The following is a 16,001-nucleotide window of genomic DNA, read 5'->3' as shown; positions in this document are numbered from 1 at the left end:
AGAAGTTGGGACAACTAATAAAATTGCAGGATTATATATCTAGGTATGAAATTGATATGTTTCGGTATCCAGGCCAGTTTATCCGTCAAAAAAGAAAACAATGGGAACAGACAACGGTAGAGAAACAACATTTTCTTGATCATATCTTTGATTTTCAAATGAAATGGGCAAGCTCTACGATTCGGGAAAAATCATATATAGATAAGGAATTTTACAAGGATCATAATTTAAAATACTTTCTTCAGCGATTTCCAGATACGTATCTTGTGTTATATAGACCCATATTCAAGTTGAAAAATGCGCCGGTTGAAGTGGAAATTATCATGATTAGTCCGACGACAACTTGGTTAATTACCATTCTTGAAGGGGTAGAAAATAGTGTATTTATCGGTTCAAATGATAGGTTTTGGATTGAACGAAAAGGAAAGCATGATAAAAAAGTGTTATCACCGATGATTGAGCTTGATCGAATGGATGGTATCGTTCGTACGATTTATTCTTTATATGATATCGTGCTACCAATTCGGAAAGTGATATTGAATCGTACAGGCTATATTGATTTTCCGCTTGCACCATTTGATGTGGATTTAGTGGAAAAAAGAAAATATGAAGAGTGGTTTACTGGTTTGCGAAATACAAGTTCTCCATTAAAACATATGCAATTAAAAGCATGCAATGCGTTACTACAATACTGTCATACAGTTTGTGTGCGTAGGATGGAATAGGGGTGTAAATGAATGCACACTTTTTCTATTGTCATCTCTAAGAATATAAAATACTATTAAGTCATGAATGTCATATTCTTTTGAGGATAAACTATGAAACTATTGATTTTTATTGTAAATAAACAGGCTGGTAATGGAAAGGGACTAAAAGTCTGGAACCAGCTTAAACATGAATTAGAACAGAAAAAGATCCACTATCGTTCTTTCTTCACAAAATACCCAAATCATGCAGGTGAATTGGCGCGACAAATCGGTTCAATGTTCGATGTTAAGGTGGAGGCTGTCGTCGCTGTTGGGGGTGATGGAACCATTAATGAAGTCGTGAATGGAATGGTGTATTATCCTGAGATTAAGGTGGGATATATCCCAGCTGGCTCTGGTAATGATTTTTCAAGAGGTTTTAATGTGCCAAGTTCTCCATTAGATGCACTCTCCTTTATTATTCGCAATAAATCAGGTAAGGGAAAATTGTTTGATATCGGAAAATGCAAGATTCAAGGGAAAACAAAGAGCTCCTATTTTGTGAGTAGCTTAGGAACAGGTTTTGACGCTGCAGTTGCGAAGCAAACAAATGAATCGCAAATAAAAAAATACTTAAATAAGGTGCATCTCGGCTCATTAGCATATGTCTTTGCACTGATTCGCCTCCTTTTTACTTATCGCCTTACGAACGTTGCAGTAAGCATTGACGGAAAAGAATTCCATTATGAAGATGTTTGGTTTGTGACCGTTTCAAATCAACCTTTTTATGGCGGAGGTATGAAAATAGCGCCACAGGCAAAGACAACAGATGGTTTATTTGATGTTACAATCGTTCATCATCTTTCAAGAATCAAACTTTTATTTGTATTTGTGACCGTTTTCTTCGGAACTCATACTAAGTTTAAGGAAATTGCGCAGCATAAAGGTGTAACTATCCGTATTGAATCAGATGAGAATATGTTCGTTCATACGGATGGCGAATTCATTGGCCAAACTCCAGTTAAGGTTGATGTTCAGCATCGACAAATACCTTTTTTGGTCGAATAATCCTATTTGGTACTATTTGCCTGTGTTATTTTTGCTATTTTTTATAGCGAAAAAGTTTCTTTATCTTGACTTTAATTGTAAATGAACGCTAAAATTTAGTAAGATAGCTATTGTAATATGGTATGTTCAATAGCTGTCTTTTTTATTTTATATTTATTAGGAAATGTTGTGTTGAAATTGGAGATAAACTGGCTTACATACGTATTAGGCAACGAGTGGGAATACTCCCCAGCGGGTGGTGCAACGGGAGACGCGTATTTTGCCCAATTAAATGATAAAAAAATATTTCTTAAACGAAATTCATCCCCGTTTCTTGCGGTTCTTTCTGCAGAAGGGATTGTTCCAAAGTTAATTTGGACTAAGCGTCTCGAAAATGGCGATGTTGTCACAGCACAGCAATGGCTCAGTGGCAGAGAATTAAAACCTGCTGAGATGAACGGTGAAAATGTGGCTGGATTACTTAAAAAAATTCATCAGTCCAATGAGCTATTAGAAATGCTTAGACGTATAGGTAAAAAGCCTATAGAAGCCAAAGATGTTTTGGACGATGTATTACGAAAATTGCATCCAGATTTATTAAAGTTTGAAATTGTGAACAAGGCCATTACTTTTTTAGAGCAAGAACTTGAAAATATGAAACATGACCATAGTGTCGTATGTCATTCAGATGTTAATCATAACAATTGGTTATTATCAGATAGCAATGAGCTCTACTTAATTGACTGGGATGGAGCAATGATTGCAGATCCTGCAGTTGATATTGGAATGCTTTTACATTGGTATATAAAAAAAGAAGACTGGCCAAAATGGATCAGTCTCTACGGAATGGAATTGACAGATAATTTGCTTCTGCGTATGAAATGGTATGTGGTTGCACAATCTTTGCATCTTCTGGGTTGGTATCAAGTAAAAAAGAAGGAGAAGGAAATCCTTCATTGGCTTCAATATTTGGAGCACCTTTTATGAGTATTGGTCAATATCTGAAATCCACTGATTAATTTGATTTTGATGAGATTCAATATGGTTATCCAGATGCTGGGTATATTGACCTTGTTGACTATAGGAATAGACGTCAGTTAGAACCTGTTTCACACTCTGGTCAATATTTGGGTTTGCCAGAAGGGATTGAATCAGTCTACCTAATTGTTCACATTCAGATACTGTACCACAGCAATCCATTTGGTGATTTGATAATATATCCTTTAAAATATCCATTTGATGTGTATAATCTAGAGGCATTTTAAGAACACTTCCTTTTTGATGTTGTCTCTATACTACATTTCCATGAAATGACCATTTTTATACGATATAAACACGAAACTCACCAATCGGTGGGTTTACGTTTTTTATTGGCATTAACACATCCAACAAAGCCTTGCACGAAATTGTTGGACATGTTATTCTTTTGTGCGATACAACTTTAATAGGATGGTCAAAAAGTCTGGTGAAAATGACAATTTAATCTGAACACGTATTTAAATGAGGTGGCAATCATGCGTTTGCGCAATAAACCGTGGGCGAAGGAAAAATTAGCGTCATACCCACAGTATGTAATTGAGAATCCAGTTGAACATAAAGGGAAATGGAATCAAGTATTTGGAAATGATAATCCAATTCATATAGAAGTAGGTACAGGTAAAGGTAGATTCGTAACAGAGATGGCAAAAGCTCATCCTCATAACAACTATATTGGGATTGAATTATATGAAAGTGTAATAGTCTCAGCACTAGATCATGTTATTGAGGCAGAGATTCCAAATCTTAAATTATTAAATCAAAATGCTGTTAAGCTTAGGGACTTTTTTGAAAAAGGAGAAATTGACCGCGTTTATCTCAATTTTAGTGATCCCTGGCCAAAGACACGTCATGAAAAACGTCGTTTAACCTACAAAACGTTTTTACAAATGTATGAGGATATCCTTGGTGACGAAGGTGAAATTCATTTTAAAACGGATAATCGTGGATTATTCGAATATTCGTTAAGAAGTTTTTCTGAATACGGTCTTCTTTTAACATTTGTTAGTCTTGACCTGCATAAATCAGATTTTGAAGGTAATATCATGACTGAATATGAAGAAAAATTTTCAGAAATGGGACATCCGATTTATCGATCAGAGGTCCGCTACCAACATAAATAATCCTAACATCCCCCATAAACTGTGGTTTATGGGTTTTTTTTGTTGGTGGGATAACTCTACGGAAAGATGATTTATAAATTTTCATAATAATGGTAAAATGGGGATAACCGTTTGTGAAGGGTGGGGAAAGAATGGAACAGCTTGTAATTGGTGATATTACACTTACTTGGTTAAATGGCGGTGTTACACATTTAGATGGTGGCGCAATGTTTGGTGTTGTACCTAAACCGTTATGGTCAAAAAGATATCCACATAATGAAAAAAATCAAATTGAACTGCGAACAGATCCAATCCTTGTTAAGGCAGGTTCAAAAAATATTTTAATTGAATCAGGAATTGGTAATGGGAAACTGACTGATAAGCTCAAACGAAATTTTGGGGTCATGGAGGAATCTTCTATTGATAAGTCTTTAGCAGAGCTTGGACTTACTACGAGCGATATTGATATCATCCTTATGACTCACCTTCATTTTGACCATGCATGTGGGCTTACGAAGTGGGAAAATGATAAATTGGTTCCTACCTTTGAGAACGCTGTCATTTATGCAACAGATGTGGAATGGCAAGAAATGAGAAATCCGAATATCCGCTCAAAAGCAACATACTGGAAAGATAATTGGGAAGCAATCGAACATCAAGTAAATACGTTTACTGACAAGCTTGAGATAGTCCCTGGAATTACCATGATACATACAGGTGGACATAGTGATGGACATTCTATTATTTTTATAGAAAGCCAGGATGAACAGGCAATACATATGGCGGATATCATGCCGACACATGCCCATCAAAATGTTTTGTGGGTATTGGCCTATGATGATTACCCAATGAAATCGATTGAGCAAAAACAAAAATGGATGGGTGAAGGACTTGCAAACGAAGCATGGTATATTTTTTATCATGATGCTTTATATCGAGCAATTAAATGGAATCAAAGTGGAGAAATAATTGATTCATTGAAAAAGAATTCGTGAATAAAAAATTAGCTTATAAGTAGTAAAATCTTATAAGCTAATATGCCTTACAATGGGTTAACTTCTAATATGGAACCTGTTTTTGCATCCATTACGAATTCGTATTGGTGGCTTCCTTGATTTAATTTGCGAGAAATGCCACCTTTGTATACTTGATAGTGTATGCCTGATTTTGTGTAGTCTTCTGGATTCATTTGAATCCAAGAACCATCAATTGGTCCATTCTTTTTGAAAGCTTCTTTGGCTAGTTTTAATGCTTTGTCACCGGGAATCGTTGAATCACTTAATGCTTCTTTAATAAGAAGTGCACTTGCAAATCCAACACCAAAACCAAGAAAAAACTTATTCCAGCTCATTAAATCCCTCCTAAACGAACTTAATCCTTGTGATAAGTATAACTTCTTTTTATGAAAATCTCCATGTTCGCTATGGTAACGAAAAAACAATTTCGATATACTAAATAATGTACATAATAGAATCAAATTTTTGCAAATTGTTACAACTCTTATATACCGAAAGGAGAATGACATTGAAACAGGATACACTTGAGCTTTTTAAAACGTTAACAGAGCTCCCTGGGGCTTCAGGGAATGAACACCAGGTAAGAAAGTTTATGCGTTCACAGCTTGAAAAATACTCAGATGAGGTTGTACAAGATGGATTAGGTAGTATTTTTGGAGTACGCCGTGGTGATGCTAATGGGCCAACTGTCATGGTTGCAGGCCATATGGACGAAGTTGGATTTATGATTACATCAATCACTGATAATGGGATGCTACGTTTCCAGACTTTAGGTGGCTGGTGGAGCCAAGTTCTTCTAGCGCAACGTGTGCAAGTAATTACTGACAATGGTCCTGTAATCGGGGTTATTGGTTCAATCCCTCCACATTTACTGGAAGAGAGCCAACGAAAAAAACCAATGGATATTAAAAATATGTTAATCGATATTGGTGCTGATGATCGTGAAGATGCAATCCGCTTGGGAATAAAGCCTGGTCAGCAGGTAGTTCCAATTTGTCCATTTACACCAATGGCTAACGAAAAGAAAATTTTAGCCAAAGCATGGGATAATCGCTATGGCTGTGGGCTTTCTATTGAGCTATTAAAAGAATTGCAGGGAATTGACTTACCGAATACACTTTATTCTGGAGCAACTGTACAAGAAGAAGTAGGTTTAAGAGGAGCAAGAACCTCGGCAACAATGATTAAACCTGATATTTTCTATGCCCTAGATGCAAGTCCAGCAAATGATATGTCTGGAGATAAGAGTGCATTTGGTAAACTTGGACATGGAGCTTTACTTCGAATATTTGACCGTACGATGATTACACATCGTGGTATGCGTGAGTTTATTTTAGACACTGCAGAATCAAATAATATTAAATACCAATATTTTGTTTCTCAAGGTGGAACAGATGCTGGTCAAGTTCATCTTTCAAATGAAGGTGTGCCATCAGCTGTAATCGGGATTTGCTCTCGTTATATACATACACATGCATCAATTATTCATGTGGATGACTATGCTGCTGCAAAAGAATTACTTGTTACCCTTGTAAAGAATTCTGATCGCACCACAGTGGATACTATTCGTCAAAATGGGTAAACAATAAGTTTAAAATTAATGTGCTCGGCTCTTGCCGAGCATTCGTTTTGGTAAAAAGGTGGGAATGAAATGATACGAATTGCAATTGGTACGGAAAATCCTGCAAAAGTAGATGCAATTATAAAAGGATTTCAGGGCATTGAGGCAAATTTTCATCCAACATCTGTTTCTTCGGATGTGTCAGCCCAACCATTTTCAGATAAGGAGACCATTCAAGGTGCAATTAATCGCGCAAAGTCTTCTCTTGAAAAGGAAGGCGCAGACCTAGGAATTGGCTTAGAGGGTGGGGTCGTTGAAACCGAGTTCGGGATGTTTTTATGTAATTGGGGCGCAATTGTTGATAAAGACAATGACCCGATAATTGCAGGTGGAGCAAGAATTCTCCTACCGTATGAAATAGCTAGAGAGTTAAAAAAGGGAATCGAACTTGGTGATGTGATGGAGGATTTCACAAAACAAAAGGATATTCGCAAGGCTGAGGGGGCAATCGGTATTTTCACGGACCAGTATGTGAATCGAAAAGATATGTTCACGCATGTCGTTAGGCTTCTAGTTGGCCAGTTTTCATATAGAAAAAAATTCAAGTCATAATTGTTACAATAAAATGGTACTTATTTCTTATTGATTAAAATATCTAGATTACCCTTGCAACTAATAAATTAATAGGTTTATTATAGAAAAAAGAATAGCTACCTTTTTAAGGGGTGAGAGAATATGAAACTAGGAAAAGTCTTTGTTTTCATTTTTCTATTGTTTGTAGGACTTTTGGCAGGTTGTGCATCGATTGAAGATGAATCTAAGGAAACGGTTGCAGCGGTCGAAGATATATTTAAAGCTCAACCCGAAAAGACAAATAGCGAAAACGGCGATGTATCCTTTTATCTGCCATCTACTATGGAGATAGAAGAGAAGGATGAAAATAACATAATCCTTCAAAACGGAAACCAAACATTTATTTTATTTGTTAATCCAAATGAAGAACGTACAAGTGATGTATTATATAATTCAGTCGATGCGAAGGAATTTGCAATTGACAAAACCTATACAGATAAAGAGCGATTTGGCTATGTAAAAGCTTTTGAGATTGAGGACAAGCTTTACCTTGTGACTGTGGGAATTGGCGGAATAAAAATGACGACTGAAACGAAGGTAAGCGACATTTCTGAAAGTGCAACTGAGATGATGCAAATCGTATCTTCCGTGAAATATTGATATTAAGCCCCTACACTGTTAGGGGCTTTTATTTGTTTTTAGATAAAGAATATATGATAATTAGTTCATACGGAAATTGGAGGTAAAGCCCATGAAAAAACTTGAAACGATAGACCAATATCAAGAATTAATCAAAAACGGAAAGAACATTTTTATGTTTTCAGCAGATTGGTGTCCAGACTGCCGTTTTATCGATCCATTTTTGCCTGAAATAGAGAGTTCTTATCCTGACTATACATTTTACTATGTAGACCGTGACGAATTTATTGATTTATGTGTAACTCTGAACGTTTTTGGTATACCAAGCTTTGTAGCTTACGAAGACGGAAAGGAAACAGGCCGTTTTGTAAGTAAGGACCGTAAAACAAAAGAAGAAATTCAACAATTCATTAATGGTCTCTCTTAAGATCACGCAGAGAGAGGAGATTGATTTTTATGGACTCAAAAAATAATAGAAAAATGGATTCAAAAAAAGTAAAGAATTTAATCCAAGAAAAGCTATCCCATCATAATTGGCAATTTTCTTTTGACCGTGAGAAAGATACTTTACGTATTGAGGATAAGGAAACGAAGAAAGGAACGACTGTCACACTTCCGGGAATAGTCGCCAAATACCAAGAAGAAGGTCCTGGAAGTCTTGATGAAGTCATTTATTATATTGAAGAATCTTTGACTTTTATGAATAGTGAATTGGAACTTGAGGGTAAAGAAAAAAACATTTTTCCTGTTATTCGTTCAACCTCCTTCCCGACAGAATCGAATGAGGGAGAAGAACTTATTTACGATGACCATACTGCAGAAACAAGAATCTATTATGCTCTAGATTTAGGAACAACGTACCGCTTGGTCGATAAAAAACTTTTACAAAAAGAAAATTGGAAGTTTGAACGGATCCGTGAAATAGCGAGATTTAATTTACGTTCCCTAGATGTTTCATACAAAACTGACGAAGTTGCAGGCAATACCTTCTATTTTATTAATAAAAACGATGGGTATGATGCAAGTCGTATCCTGAATGATGCTTTTTTACAAAAAATGAGCCAACAAATTAGAGGAACAATGGCTATCGCTGTCCCACATCAGGATGTACTGATTATAGTTGATGTTCAAAATGATACGGGATATGATATCCTGGCTCAAATGACTATGAGCTTTTTTGCAAGTGGACGTGTTCCCATTACGGCACTCTCATTTCTTTATGAAGATGGTAAACTTGAGCCCATCTTTATCCTTGGGAAAAATCGCCCAAGGAAATAAACAATACTCTACCAAAAGTCGCTAGGAAAACTAGCGGCTTTTTTGTTACAATAAGGAATAGAATTGAAATGGAAGAGTGATAGTTGTGAATTGGATAAAAAGATTACTACATTTTTTACAGACGGACGATGATGATCCAATTGAAATAAAAACGACTCAAATCAGACAAAACAAACCTGTTGAGGCAAGAGTGACATATGAATACCCAAAGGGGAAATTTCGATTTCCAGTCATACCAGATCTTGAAAAAACAAGAATAAAAAAGGAAAAGGTACAAACAAGACAAACTCAGCGAACACAGCAAAGTCAGCGAACAAAGCAAGTACAAAAAACAAAGCAAACAGAAAAAGCTCAGCAAACTCAACAAACAAGAACTTCACAACCAAATAGGAATTCAACACCTAAAACCGTTGTAAATTTACAGGAGAAACAACCCTTTCAACCATCCGAGACACCATCCCCGGTATTCGGTCTAGGTAAACCAAAGCCTCAGGAAATAGCTCAGGAAACAGCTCAAGAAATAGTTGAGTATGAACTTCCTTCAAACCCTATCGCAGATACAGAATCGATTGCTAGGGCCTGGAAAGAAGCACAAGAAGAGGTTGCTTCAACAATCATACTAACGGAGCAAGTTGAACCAAAACAGTATACAAGTTCAACTACATTAGAAGATACCGAGCAAAAGGTGGCAAGCTTTGCGGATCAATTAATAAGAGAAGAAGAGGTAACTGAGGGAGTACCGGCTGCTATTGAGCCACAAAGTGAAAAGTCTATTAATGAGGAAACTCCAATACAAGTAGCTGTGGAGGAGGAGTTGAATGCATCTGAGGAAACAAATCTAGTTGAACAAGAAATGATACATCCTGAAGAAATTGTGACAGAAGAACTAGTTGATCAGATTGAAAATATAGAAATGCAAGAAGATCTTAAAGTGGAGGAAACTGAAACTTCTACAGAGAATACTGAAACACAGGTTGAACAGATAAAGAAAAGTGAACAGACCAGAACAGAGCCGAGACGATCCAATATACCGTTTAATGTATTAATGTTTAAAAAGGACAAACAGAAATTGTCACAGCGGCAACCAGAAAAAGTAACACAAGTAACTTCTGTCGAAACAAGGCAAAATGAACAACTGGTTGAGCAAGAAACACCAAGGCAAAATGAACATCCGGTTGAGCAAGAAGCACCAATGCAAAATGAACAACTGGTTGAGCAAGAAGCACCAAGACAAAATCAACAATTAGTTGAGCAGGAACAACCAATGAATCAAGAATTACAAACACATCGGGAAGACGAAATTCAACAACCTGGCTATACTTTCCCAGGTCTATCTTTCTTAAATGCGCCTCCTGCCGAACAAGCTGATGACAGTCAATGGTTACTTGACCAGCAAAATATTTTAGACCAGACTCTAAGAAACTTTAAAGTGCGTGCAAAAGTGGTGAATGTAACACAGGGACCTGCTGTTACTAGATTTGAGGTACACCCAGAGCCTGGAGTGAAGGTAAATAAAATTACAAATCTATCAGATGATATTAAATTAAGTTTGGCTGCCAAGGATATTCGGATTGAAGCACCGATTCCTGGGAAAAATACAATTGGTATTGAAGTACCAAATAGAAAAAGCAAGCCAGTACTATTAAAGGAAATAATAGAAAGCCCTGAATTCAAAACAAATCAATCACCATTAGCAGTCGCAATGGGTCTTGATATCTCTGGAAAGCCAATTGTAACGGATTTACAAAAGATGCCGCATGGACTTATCGCGGGTGCGACTGGTTCGGGTAAAAGTGTATGTATTAACGCAATGCTTGTCAGTTTGCTTTATAAGGCATCACCGGATGAAGTGAAGCTACTACTTATCGATCCCAAAATGGTAGAATTGGCACCTTATAACCATATTCCACATCTTGTAAGCCCGGTTATTACGGATGTAAAGGCCGCAACAGCTGCTCTAAAATGGGCAGTTGAAGAAATGGAAAGAAGATATGAACTATTTGCCCATACCGGTGTTCGTGATATTGGTAGATATAATGAAATGGTGAAAAAACATGATGAGAAAAGTGGAAAATTACCTTATCTCGTGATTATCATTGATGAGCTTGCTGATTTAATGATGGTGGCGCCAGGGGATGTGGAGGATTCAATCTGCCGAATTGCCCAAAAAGCAAGGGCCTGTGGAATCCATTTAATTCTTGCAACACAACGCCCATCGGTTGATGTTATCACAGGACTTATCAAAGCAAATATTCCGACTCGTATCGCGTTTTCTGTCTCCTCACAAGTTGACTCAAGAACGATTATTGACTCAAGTGGGGCAGAGAAACTGCTTGGAAGAGGAGATATGCTTTTCCTAGAGAATGGTTCTTCAAAACCATTTCGTGTTCAAGGCAATTTTGTTACAGACGATGAAATCGAGGAAGTTGTTAACTTTGTAAAATCAGAGATGAAGCCAAGCTATATGTTTGAACAGGACGAGCTCCTAAAGAAAGCTTCAATTACAAATGAAGAGGATGAGCTCTTCTTTGAGGCATGTGAGTTCGTTCTTGAACATGGGGGTGCATCTACCTCTAGTGTCCAAAGACGTTTTAGAATCGGGTATAATCGTGCAGCGCGTCTAATAGATATGATGGAAGAACAAGGAATTATCTCTGAATCACGTGGTAGTAAGCCACGTGAAGTTTTGATAACCGAAGAGGATTTAGCTGATATTTATGAGGGCTGATAACAAATGTTATCGCCCTTTTTTCTTTATAGGTATAAAGAATGAAATGAATTATTCAATATCGGAGAAAAATCAGTGCTACATCAGGTTAATTCTAATGTCCTACGTTCATAATAAAGATAACTCATCCCAATTTTGTTGTGGTTTCGTAGGACATAACTCATACTTCTTGTATACTTCTAGTAATTTTTTCGTAATGGTCTTCACCAATGATTAGTGCTATAATGAAAAAATGTGAGATGATTGTATATACATAAAATTCGATTTTACTTAATAGCACCTATCTCAAAATCATGGGTACAATTATCAAAATTAGATGAATTTCATATACTGTCTTACAGATAGACATTGTTGGAGGTTCTTTATATGACAGTTTACCACTTCGTTGGAATCAAAGGTACTGGCATGAGTTCATTGGCACAGATACTTCATGACATGAATTATGAAGTTCAAGGGTCTGACCATGAAAAATTTTATTTCACACAAAAGCCTTTAGAGCAAAGAGGAATAAAGATTTTACCTTTTGACAAGGAAAATATTCATGAAGGTCTGACGGTTATTGCCGGGAATGCCTTCCCTGATACTCATGAAGAAATAGTAAAAGCGGTCGAAATGGGGTTACCTGTTATTCGCTATCACCGTTTCTTAGGTGAATTTATGAAAAAATATACGAGCGTTGCCGTAACAGGCTCCCATGGAAAAACATCTACAACAGGCTTACTTGCACATGTTATGCAAGGAGCAGAGCCTACTTCCTATCTGATTGGAGATGGAAGTGGCAAGGGATCTGAGAATAATAAGTATTTTGTTTTTGAAGCATGTGAATACAGACGTCATTTCTTAAGCTATCACCCTGATTATGCGATAATGACGAACATTGATTTTGACCATCCTGATTATTTTGCAAATATTGAAGATGTATTCAATGCCTTCCAAGAAATGGCCTTGCAAGTTAAGAAGGGAATTATTGCTTGTGGAGATGATGAATACCTCCAAAGCATCCATGCGAAGGTACCTGTTGTGTTTTATGGAATTGGGGAAGAAAATGATTTTCAAGCTCGAAATATCAAGAAAACCACAGAAGGTTCTACCTTTGATGTTTTCGTAAGAAATACTTTTTTTGCAAGCTTTTCCATCAACGGGTACGGAAATCATAATGTGTTAAATGCTTTAGGAGTAATTGCATTATGTCATTATGAAAATATTGATGTGTCCATTATTCAAGAGCGTTTGTTGAGCTTCGGTGGTGTGAAGCGTAGATTCTCTGAGAAACGAGTCGGAACTCAAATATTAATTGATGATTATGCACATCATCCAACAGAGATCAATGCAACAATTGAAGCTGCAAGACAAAAATATCCTGATCGTGAAATTGTAGCGATTTTCCAACCACATACATTTACAAGAACACAGACATTTTTGGATGACTTTGCTGCAAGCTTAGTAAAAGCCGATCAAGTTTATCTATGTGATATTTTTGGTTCAGCCCGTGAAAATAAAGGTGAGCTTTCTATTGGGGATTTACAAGGGAAAATCCCAGGTTCTGAGTTAATTCAAGAAGAAAATACTTCTATCCTTAAAAAACATGAGAATAGTGTATTAATTTTTATGGGAGCCGGCGACATTCAAAAGTTTCAGGATGCCTACGAAAAGGCAGTCGTATAAAGAAAGACCTTTGCGAAACATATCGCAAAGGTCTTTTTTTTCTATGTCCAGCTCGGGCGCTTAGCCCCTATCTGGTCTAGCCAATCATTCAAGAAGGATACAAGATATCCTTCATGACGGCTTTTCTTATGCTTGTTGGAATTTACTTTAGATTTTCTGGGTTTAATGGTTCAAGCTCAGGGATAACGAAGCGGCCGTCTTTACGAATAAGTACATCATCAAAATAGATCTCTCCACCGCCATATTCAGGACGTTGAATATTTACCATATCCCAATGGATATTTGAGTTGTTTCCGTTGTATGCATCATCATATGCTTGTCCAGGTGTGAAATGGAAGCTGCCATCAATTTTTTCATCAAATAGAATGTCTTGCATTGGATGTTGGATGTATGGATTTACTCCAATTGCAAATTCACCGATAAAACGTGCACCTTCATCTGTATCAAGAATTTTATTAATACGCTCAGTATCGTTCGATGTAGCTTCTACAATTTTTCCATCTTTAAAAGTTAGTGAAACATTTTCAAATGTGAAGCCTTGATATGGAGATGGCGTATTATATGTTAAAGTACCGTTTACAGAATCACGAACAGGTGCTGTATATACCTCACCATCTGGGATATTCATTTCACCTGCACATTTAATTGCTTTAATGCCCTTGATGGAGAATGTTAGGTCGGTGCCAGGCCCCGTAATGCGTATCTTGTCGGTATTATCCATTAGTTCAACAAGAGCATCCATCGCATTGCTCATTTTACCGTAATCAAGATTACATACATTAAAATAAAAATCTTCAAAAGCTTCTGTACTCATCTTCGCTAGTTGGGCCATCGAAGAATTTGGATAACGCAGAACTACCCATTTTGTCTTTGGTACACGTATTTCACGATGTACTTTTTTACCGACTGTATTTCCTTCAATTTTCATTTTGTCATCCGGTACATCTGCAAACTCATTAATATTATCACCAGAACGTAAGCCTATATAGGCATCCATTTTGCTCATAACGTTAGCCTCAAAGTCCGCTTTCATCTCAAACTGCTTTTCCTGAGCACCTAGTAAAAGAGCACGATCTACTTGGTGATCTTTTAATGATACAAATGGATATCCACCAGCTTTATAAGCTTCATTAATAAGCGCAACCACGAGCTCACGCTGCAAGCCGAAGTTCTCAATGAGTACTTTTTCACCTTCTCCGAGGCGTACAGAATAATTAATTAAATTTCGAGCGAGTGTTTCAATACGAGGATCTTTCATATTAATTGCCTCCAAATTCAAATTTGCTTATGTACATTCCTATTGTAACCGAAAAAAAGGAAATTGTTTATTAAAATAAAATGCTTAGAAATTCCTTGGAGGACTTCAATGATTTTTGTCGAAAGTTTAACAATGGGGATAGTATGTTTGATATAGGTAAAATCGGGTAACAAAGATAGAAGGAGGTGCATCACGAATGATTCTTATCGTATACATAAGTGTTGCAGTAATTGCTGTAGCTTTTTTAATTTTGGTTTTTTATCTCTCAAGGACTCTACGTTCCCTTCAAGTAACATTGGATAATGTAGCAAGTACTTTATCTGGATTAGAGAAACAAATGGAGGGTGTAACAAGTGAAACAACAGAACTCTTGCATAAAACAAATAAGCTTGCAGAAGATATTCAGCAGAAGTCTGAGAGTTTGAATACAGTTGTTGATGCTGTTAAAGACGTTGGAACTTCTTTACAACGCTTCAATAAATCAGTTGGAAATGTGACAGAAGAAGTGGCAGTACAGCTAGAGAAAAATAAAACCAAAATCTCACAGGTTGTTCAAGTGGGGAATGCTGTAATAGAGATTTGGGATAAATGGAAAGATAAGAAACAAAAGCATGACAAACCAATTCCGAATGAAGAAAGGGGATTATAATGGGAAAAAATAGTGGTTCAAATTTTATCTTAGGTACAATTGTAGGTGCAGCGGTGGGCGCTGCAACAGCATTATTTCTAGCGCCAAAAACAGGACAAGAATTCCGTAGGCAGATAAACGATCAAGCTTCTGTTGTAAAAGAAAAAACAAATTCACTTTCTAAAACAATTTCTGAGCAGTCCAATCAAATTTTAACAAAAGTAAAAGATATTAAATCTCCTGCTGGGCATAGTGAGCCTGAAGTTGGGCTTGAGAATAATGAATCAAAACCAGATGCTGCGACAGAAGAAACAAATCAGGATTCAGCTGGAAGTGAACAGATATTCCAGGAAAAACTTGCTGAAGCGAGGCAAGCCTTAGAAGACGCAGAAAATAATACACAAACTACTAACAACTAATATATAGGGAGATGTAAAAATGGGGAAGGAAAAAATTGAAACAATTGAAGAATTTAACCAAGTCTTAGCAAAAGAAAATAAATTTATTTTTATCAAGCACAGTCTTACTTGTCCAATTAGTAAAGCAGCTTTTGATGAGTACGAACAATTTGTGTCAGACCATGAAAATGTACCAAGCTACTATCTATATGTTCAAGAAGCAAAAGAACTCTCAAACTATATTGCAGAGACCTTTGAAATTAAACATGAATCACCACAGGCTCTTCTTTTTGAAGATGGCAAGGTAAAATGGAATGCCTCTCATAGAAGCATAACGAAAGAAGCATTAGTGACTGCTGGTAAATAAAGAAAAGTCCATGGCTCAA

18 protein-coding genes are annotated in these 16,001 nt (G+C 36.6%); 15 read left to right on the top strand and 3 right to left on the bottom strand.

Annotation, left to right across the window (positions count from 1 at the left end; genetic code table 11):
- Positions 1-5 precede the first annotated feature (5 nt).
- From AC6CHV_RS22745 to AC6CHV_RS22735, 3 genes are all read left to right on the top strand, one after another.
- A complete protein-coding gene (locus AC6CHV_RS22745) occupies positions 6-725 on the top strand; it encodes an NERD domain-containing protein (RefSeq protein WP_498079739.1) in 720 nt (239 codons plus the stop codon).
- Between the two features lie 93 nt (positions 726-818).
- Positions 819-1,754, top strand: coding sequence for a YegS/Rv2252/BmrU family lipid kinase (locus AC6CHV_RS22740; protein ID WP_498079738.1), 936 nt, complete (start codon positions 819-821; stop codon positions 1,752-1,754).
- 177 nt (positions 1,755-1,931) lie between these two features.
- On the top strand, positions 1,932-2,720 hold the full coding sequence (locus AC6CHV_RS22735) for a phosphotransferase family protein (RefSeq protein ID WP_440274141.1): 789 nt from the start codon (positions 1,932-1,934) through the stop codon (positions 2,718-2,720).
- Here AC6CHV_RS22735 and AC6CHV_RS22730 read toward each other — a convergent pair.
- Positions 2,715-2,993 (bottom strand): YtzH-like family protein, encoded by a 279-nt coding sequence (locus AC6CHV_RS22730; protein WP_121447378.1) that lies wholly within the window; start codon positions 2,991-2,993, stop codon positions 2,715-2,717. The genes AC6CHV_RS22735 and AC6CHV_RS22730 overlap by 6 nt on opposite strands.
- 254 nt (positions 2,994-3,247) lie before the next feature.
- Here AC6CHV_RS22730 and trmB point away from each other — a divergent pair, with 254 nt between their 5' ends.
- Together trmB and AC6CHV_RS22720 are read left to right on the top strand one after the other, a co-directional pair.
- On the top strand, positions 3,248-3,892 hold the full coding sequence (trmB, locus tag AC6CHV_RS22725) for a tRNA (guanosine(46)-N7)-methyltransferase TrmB (RefSeq protein ID WP_498079737.1): 645 nt from the start codon (positions 3,248-3,250) through the stop codon (positions 3,890-3,892).
- Positions 3,893-4,023: 131 nt separating this feature from the next.
- A complete protein-coding gene (locus tag AC6CHV_RS22720) occupies positions 4,024-4,866 on the top strand; it encodes a YtnP family quorum-quenching lactonase (protein ID WP_498079736.1) in 843 nt (280 codons plus the stop codon).
- A 47-nt stretch (positions 4,867-4,913) separates the two neighbouring features.
- On the opposite strand, the gene AC6CHV_RS22715 is transcribed toward AC6CHV_RS22720, so the two are convergent.
- Positions 4,914-5,222, bottom strand: a complete 309-nt coding sequence (locus tag AC6CHV_RS22715) for a PepSY domain-containing protein (RefSeq protein WP_341330610.1) — start codon at positions 5,220-5,222, stop codon at positions 4,914-4,916.
- A gap of 173 nt (positions 5,223-5,395) precedes the next feature.
- On the opposite strand from AC6CHV_RS22715, the gene AC6CHV_RS22710 reads away from it, so the two are divergent.
- The 7 genes from AC6CHV_RS22710 to murC all read left to right on the top strand — a co-directional run bounded on the left by AC6CHV_RS22710 (position 5,396) and on the right by murC (position 13,331).
- Complete coding sequence (locus tag AC6CHV_RS22710) at positions 5,396-6,469, top strand: M42 family metallopeptidase (protein ID WP_341330611.1); 1,074 nt, start codon at positions 5,396-5,398, stop codon at positions 6,467-6,469.
- A gap of 69 nt (positions 6,470-6,538) precedes the next feature.
- Positions 6,539-7,060 (top strand): DUF84 family protein, encoded by a 522-nt coding sequence (locus AC6CHV_RS22705; RefSeq protein WP_341330612.1) that lies wholly within the window; start codon positions 6,539-6,541, stop codon positions 7,058-7,060.
- 123 nt (positions 7,061-7,183) lie between these two features.
- Positions 7,184-7,681, top strand: a complete 498-nt coding sequence (locus AC6CHV_RS22700) for a hypothetical protein (RefSeq protein ID WP_341330613.1) — start codon at positions 7,184-7,186, stop codon at positions 7,679-7,681.
- A gap of 91 nt (positions 7,682-7,772) precedes the next feature.
- Positions 7,773-8,087 carry a thioredoxin family protein gene (locus AC6CHV_RS22695; RefSeq protein WP_341330614.1) on the top strand — a complete coding sequence of 105 codons (315 nt, stop codon included), beginning with the start codon at positions 7,773-7,775 and terminating at the stop codon, positions 8,085-8,087.
- Between the two features lie 53 nt (positions 8,088-8,140).
- The gene (locus tag AC6CHV_RS22690) at positions 8,141-8,938 is read left to right on the top strand and encodes a DUF1444 domain-containing protein (RefSeq protein WP_341333504.1); all 798 of its coding nucleotides are present in this window, start codon (positions 8,141-8,143) and stop codon (positions 8,936-8,938) included.
- An 85-nt stretch (positions 8,939-9,023) separates the two neighbouring features.
- Entirely contained in the window at positions 9,024-11,666 is a 2,643-nt protein-coding gene (locus tag AC6CHV_RS22685; protein WP_440274140.1) for a DNA translocase FtsK, read from the top strand.
- Positions 11,667-12,032: 366 nt separating this feature from the next.
- Positions 12,033-13,331, top strand: coding sequence for a UDP-N-acetylmuramate--L-alanine ligase (murC, locus tag AC6CHV_RS22680; protein ID WP_341330616.1), 1,299 nt, complete (start codon positions 12,033-12,035; stop codon positions 13,329-13,331).
- 142 nt (positions 13,332-13,473) lie between these two features.
- Here murC and AC6CHV_RS22675 read toward each other — a convergent pair whose 3' ends face one another.
- A complete protein-coding gene (locus tag AC6CHV_RS22675; protein WP_341330617.1) occupies positions 13,474-14,589 on the bottom strand; it encodes an aminopeptidase in 1,116 nt (371 codons plus the stop codon).
- Between the two features lie 196 nt (positions 14,590-14,785).
- Here AC6CHV_RS22675 and AC6CHV_RS22670 point away from each other — a divergent pair, with 196 nt between their 5' ends.
- The 3 genes from AC6CHV_RS22670 to ytxJ are packed head-to-tail and all read left to right on the top strand — an operon-like array spanning position 14,786 to position 15,982.
- Complete coding sequence (locus AC6CHV_RS22670) at positions 14,786-15,238, top strand: DUF948 domain-containing protein (protein ID WP_341330618.1); 453 nt, start codon at positions 14,786-14,788, stop codon at positions 15,236-15,238.
- Entirely contained in the window at positions 15,238-15,636 is a 399-nt protein-coding gene (locus AC6CHV_RS22665; protein ID WP_121447388.1) for a YtxH domain-containing protein, read from the top strand. Before AC6CHV_RS22670 ends, AC6CHV_RS22665 begins: the two co-directional genes overlap by 1 nt.
- A 19-nt stretch (positions 15,637-15,655) precedes the next feature.
- Positions 15,656-15,982: a bacillithiol system redox-active protein YtxJ gene (gene ytxJ / locus AC6CHV_RS22660; protein WP_121447389.1), complete on the top strand. Its 327-nt coding sequence runs from the start codon at positions 15,656-15,658 to the stop codon at positions 15,980-15,982.
- Positions 15,983-16,001 lie beyond the last annotated feature (19 nt).

Source organism: Ferdinandcohnia sp. GQ5, assembly GCF_059759275.1.
Note: the sequence above shows the minus strand (reverse complement) of the source record. Positions and strands in the feature narration are given on the sequence as shown.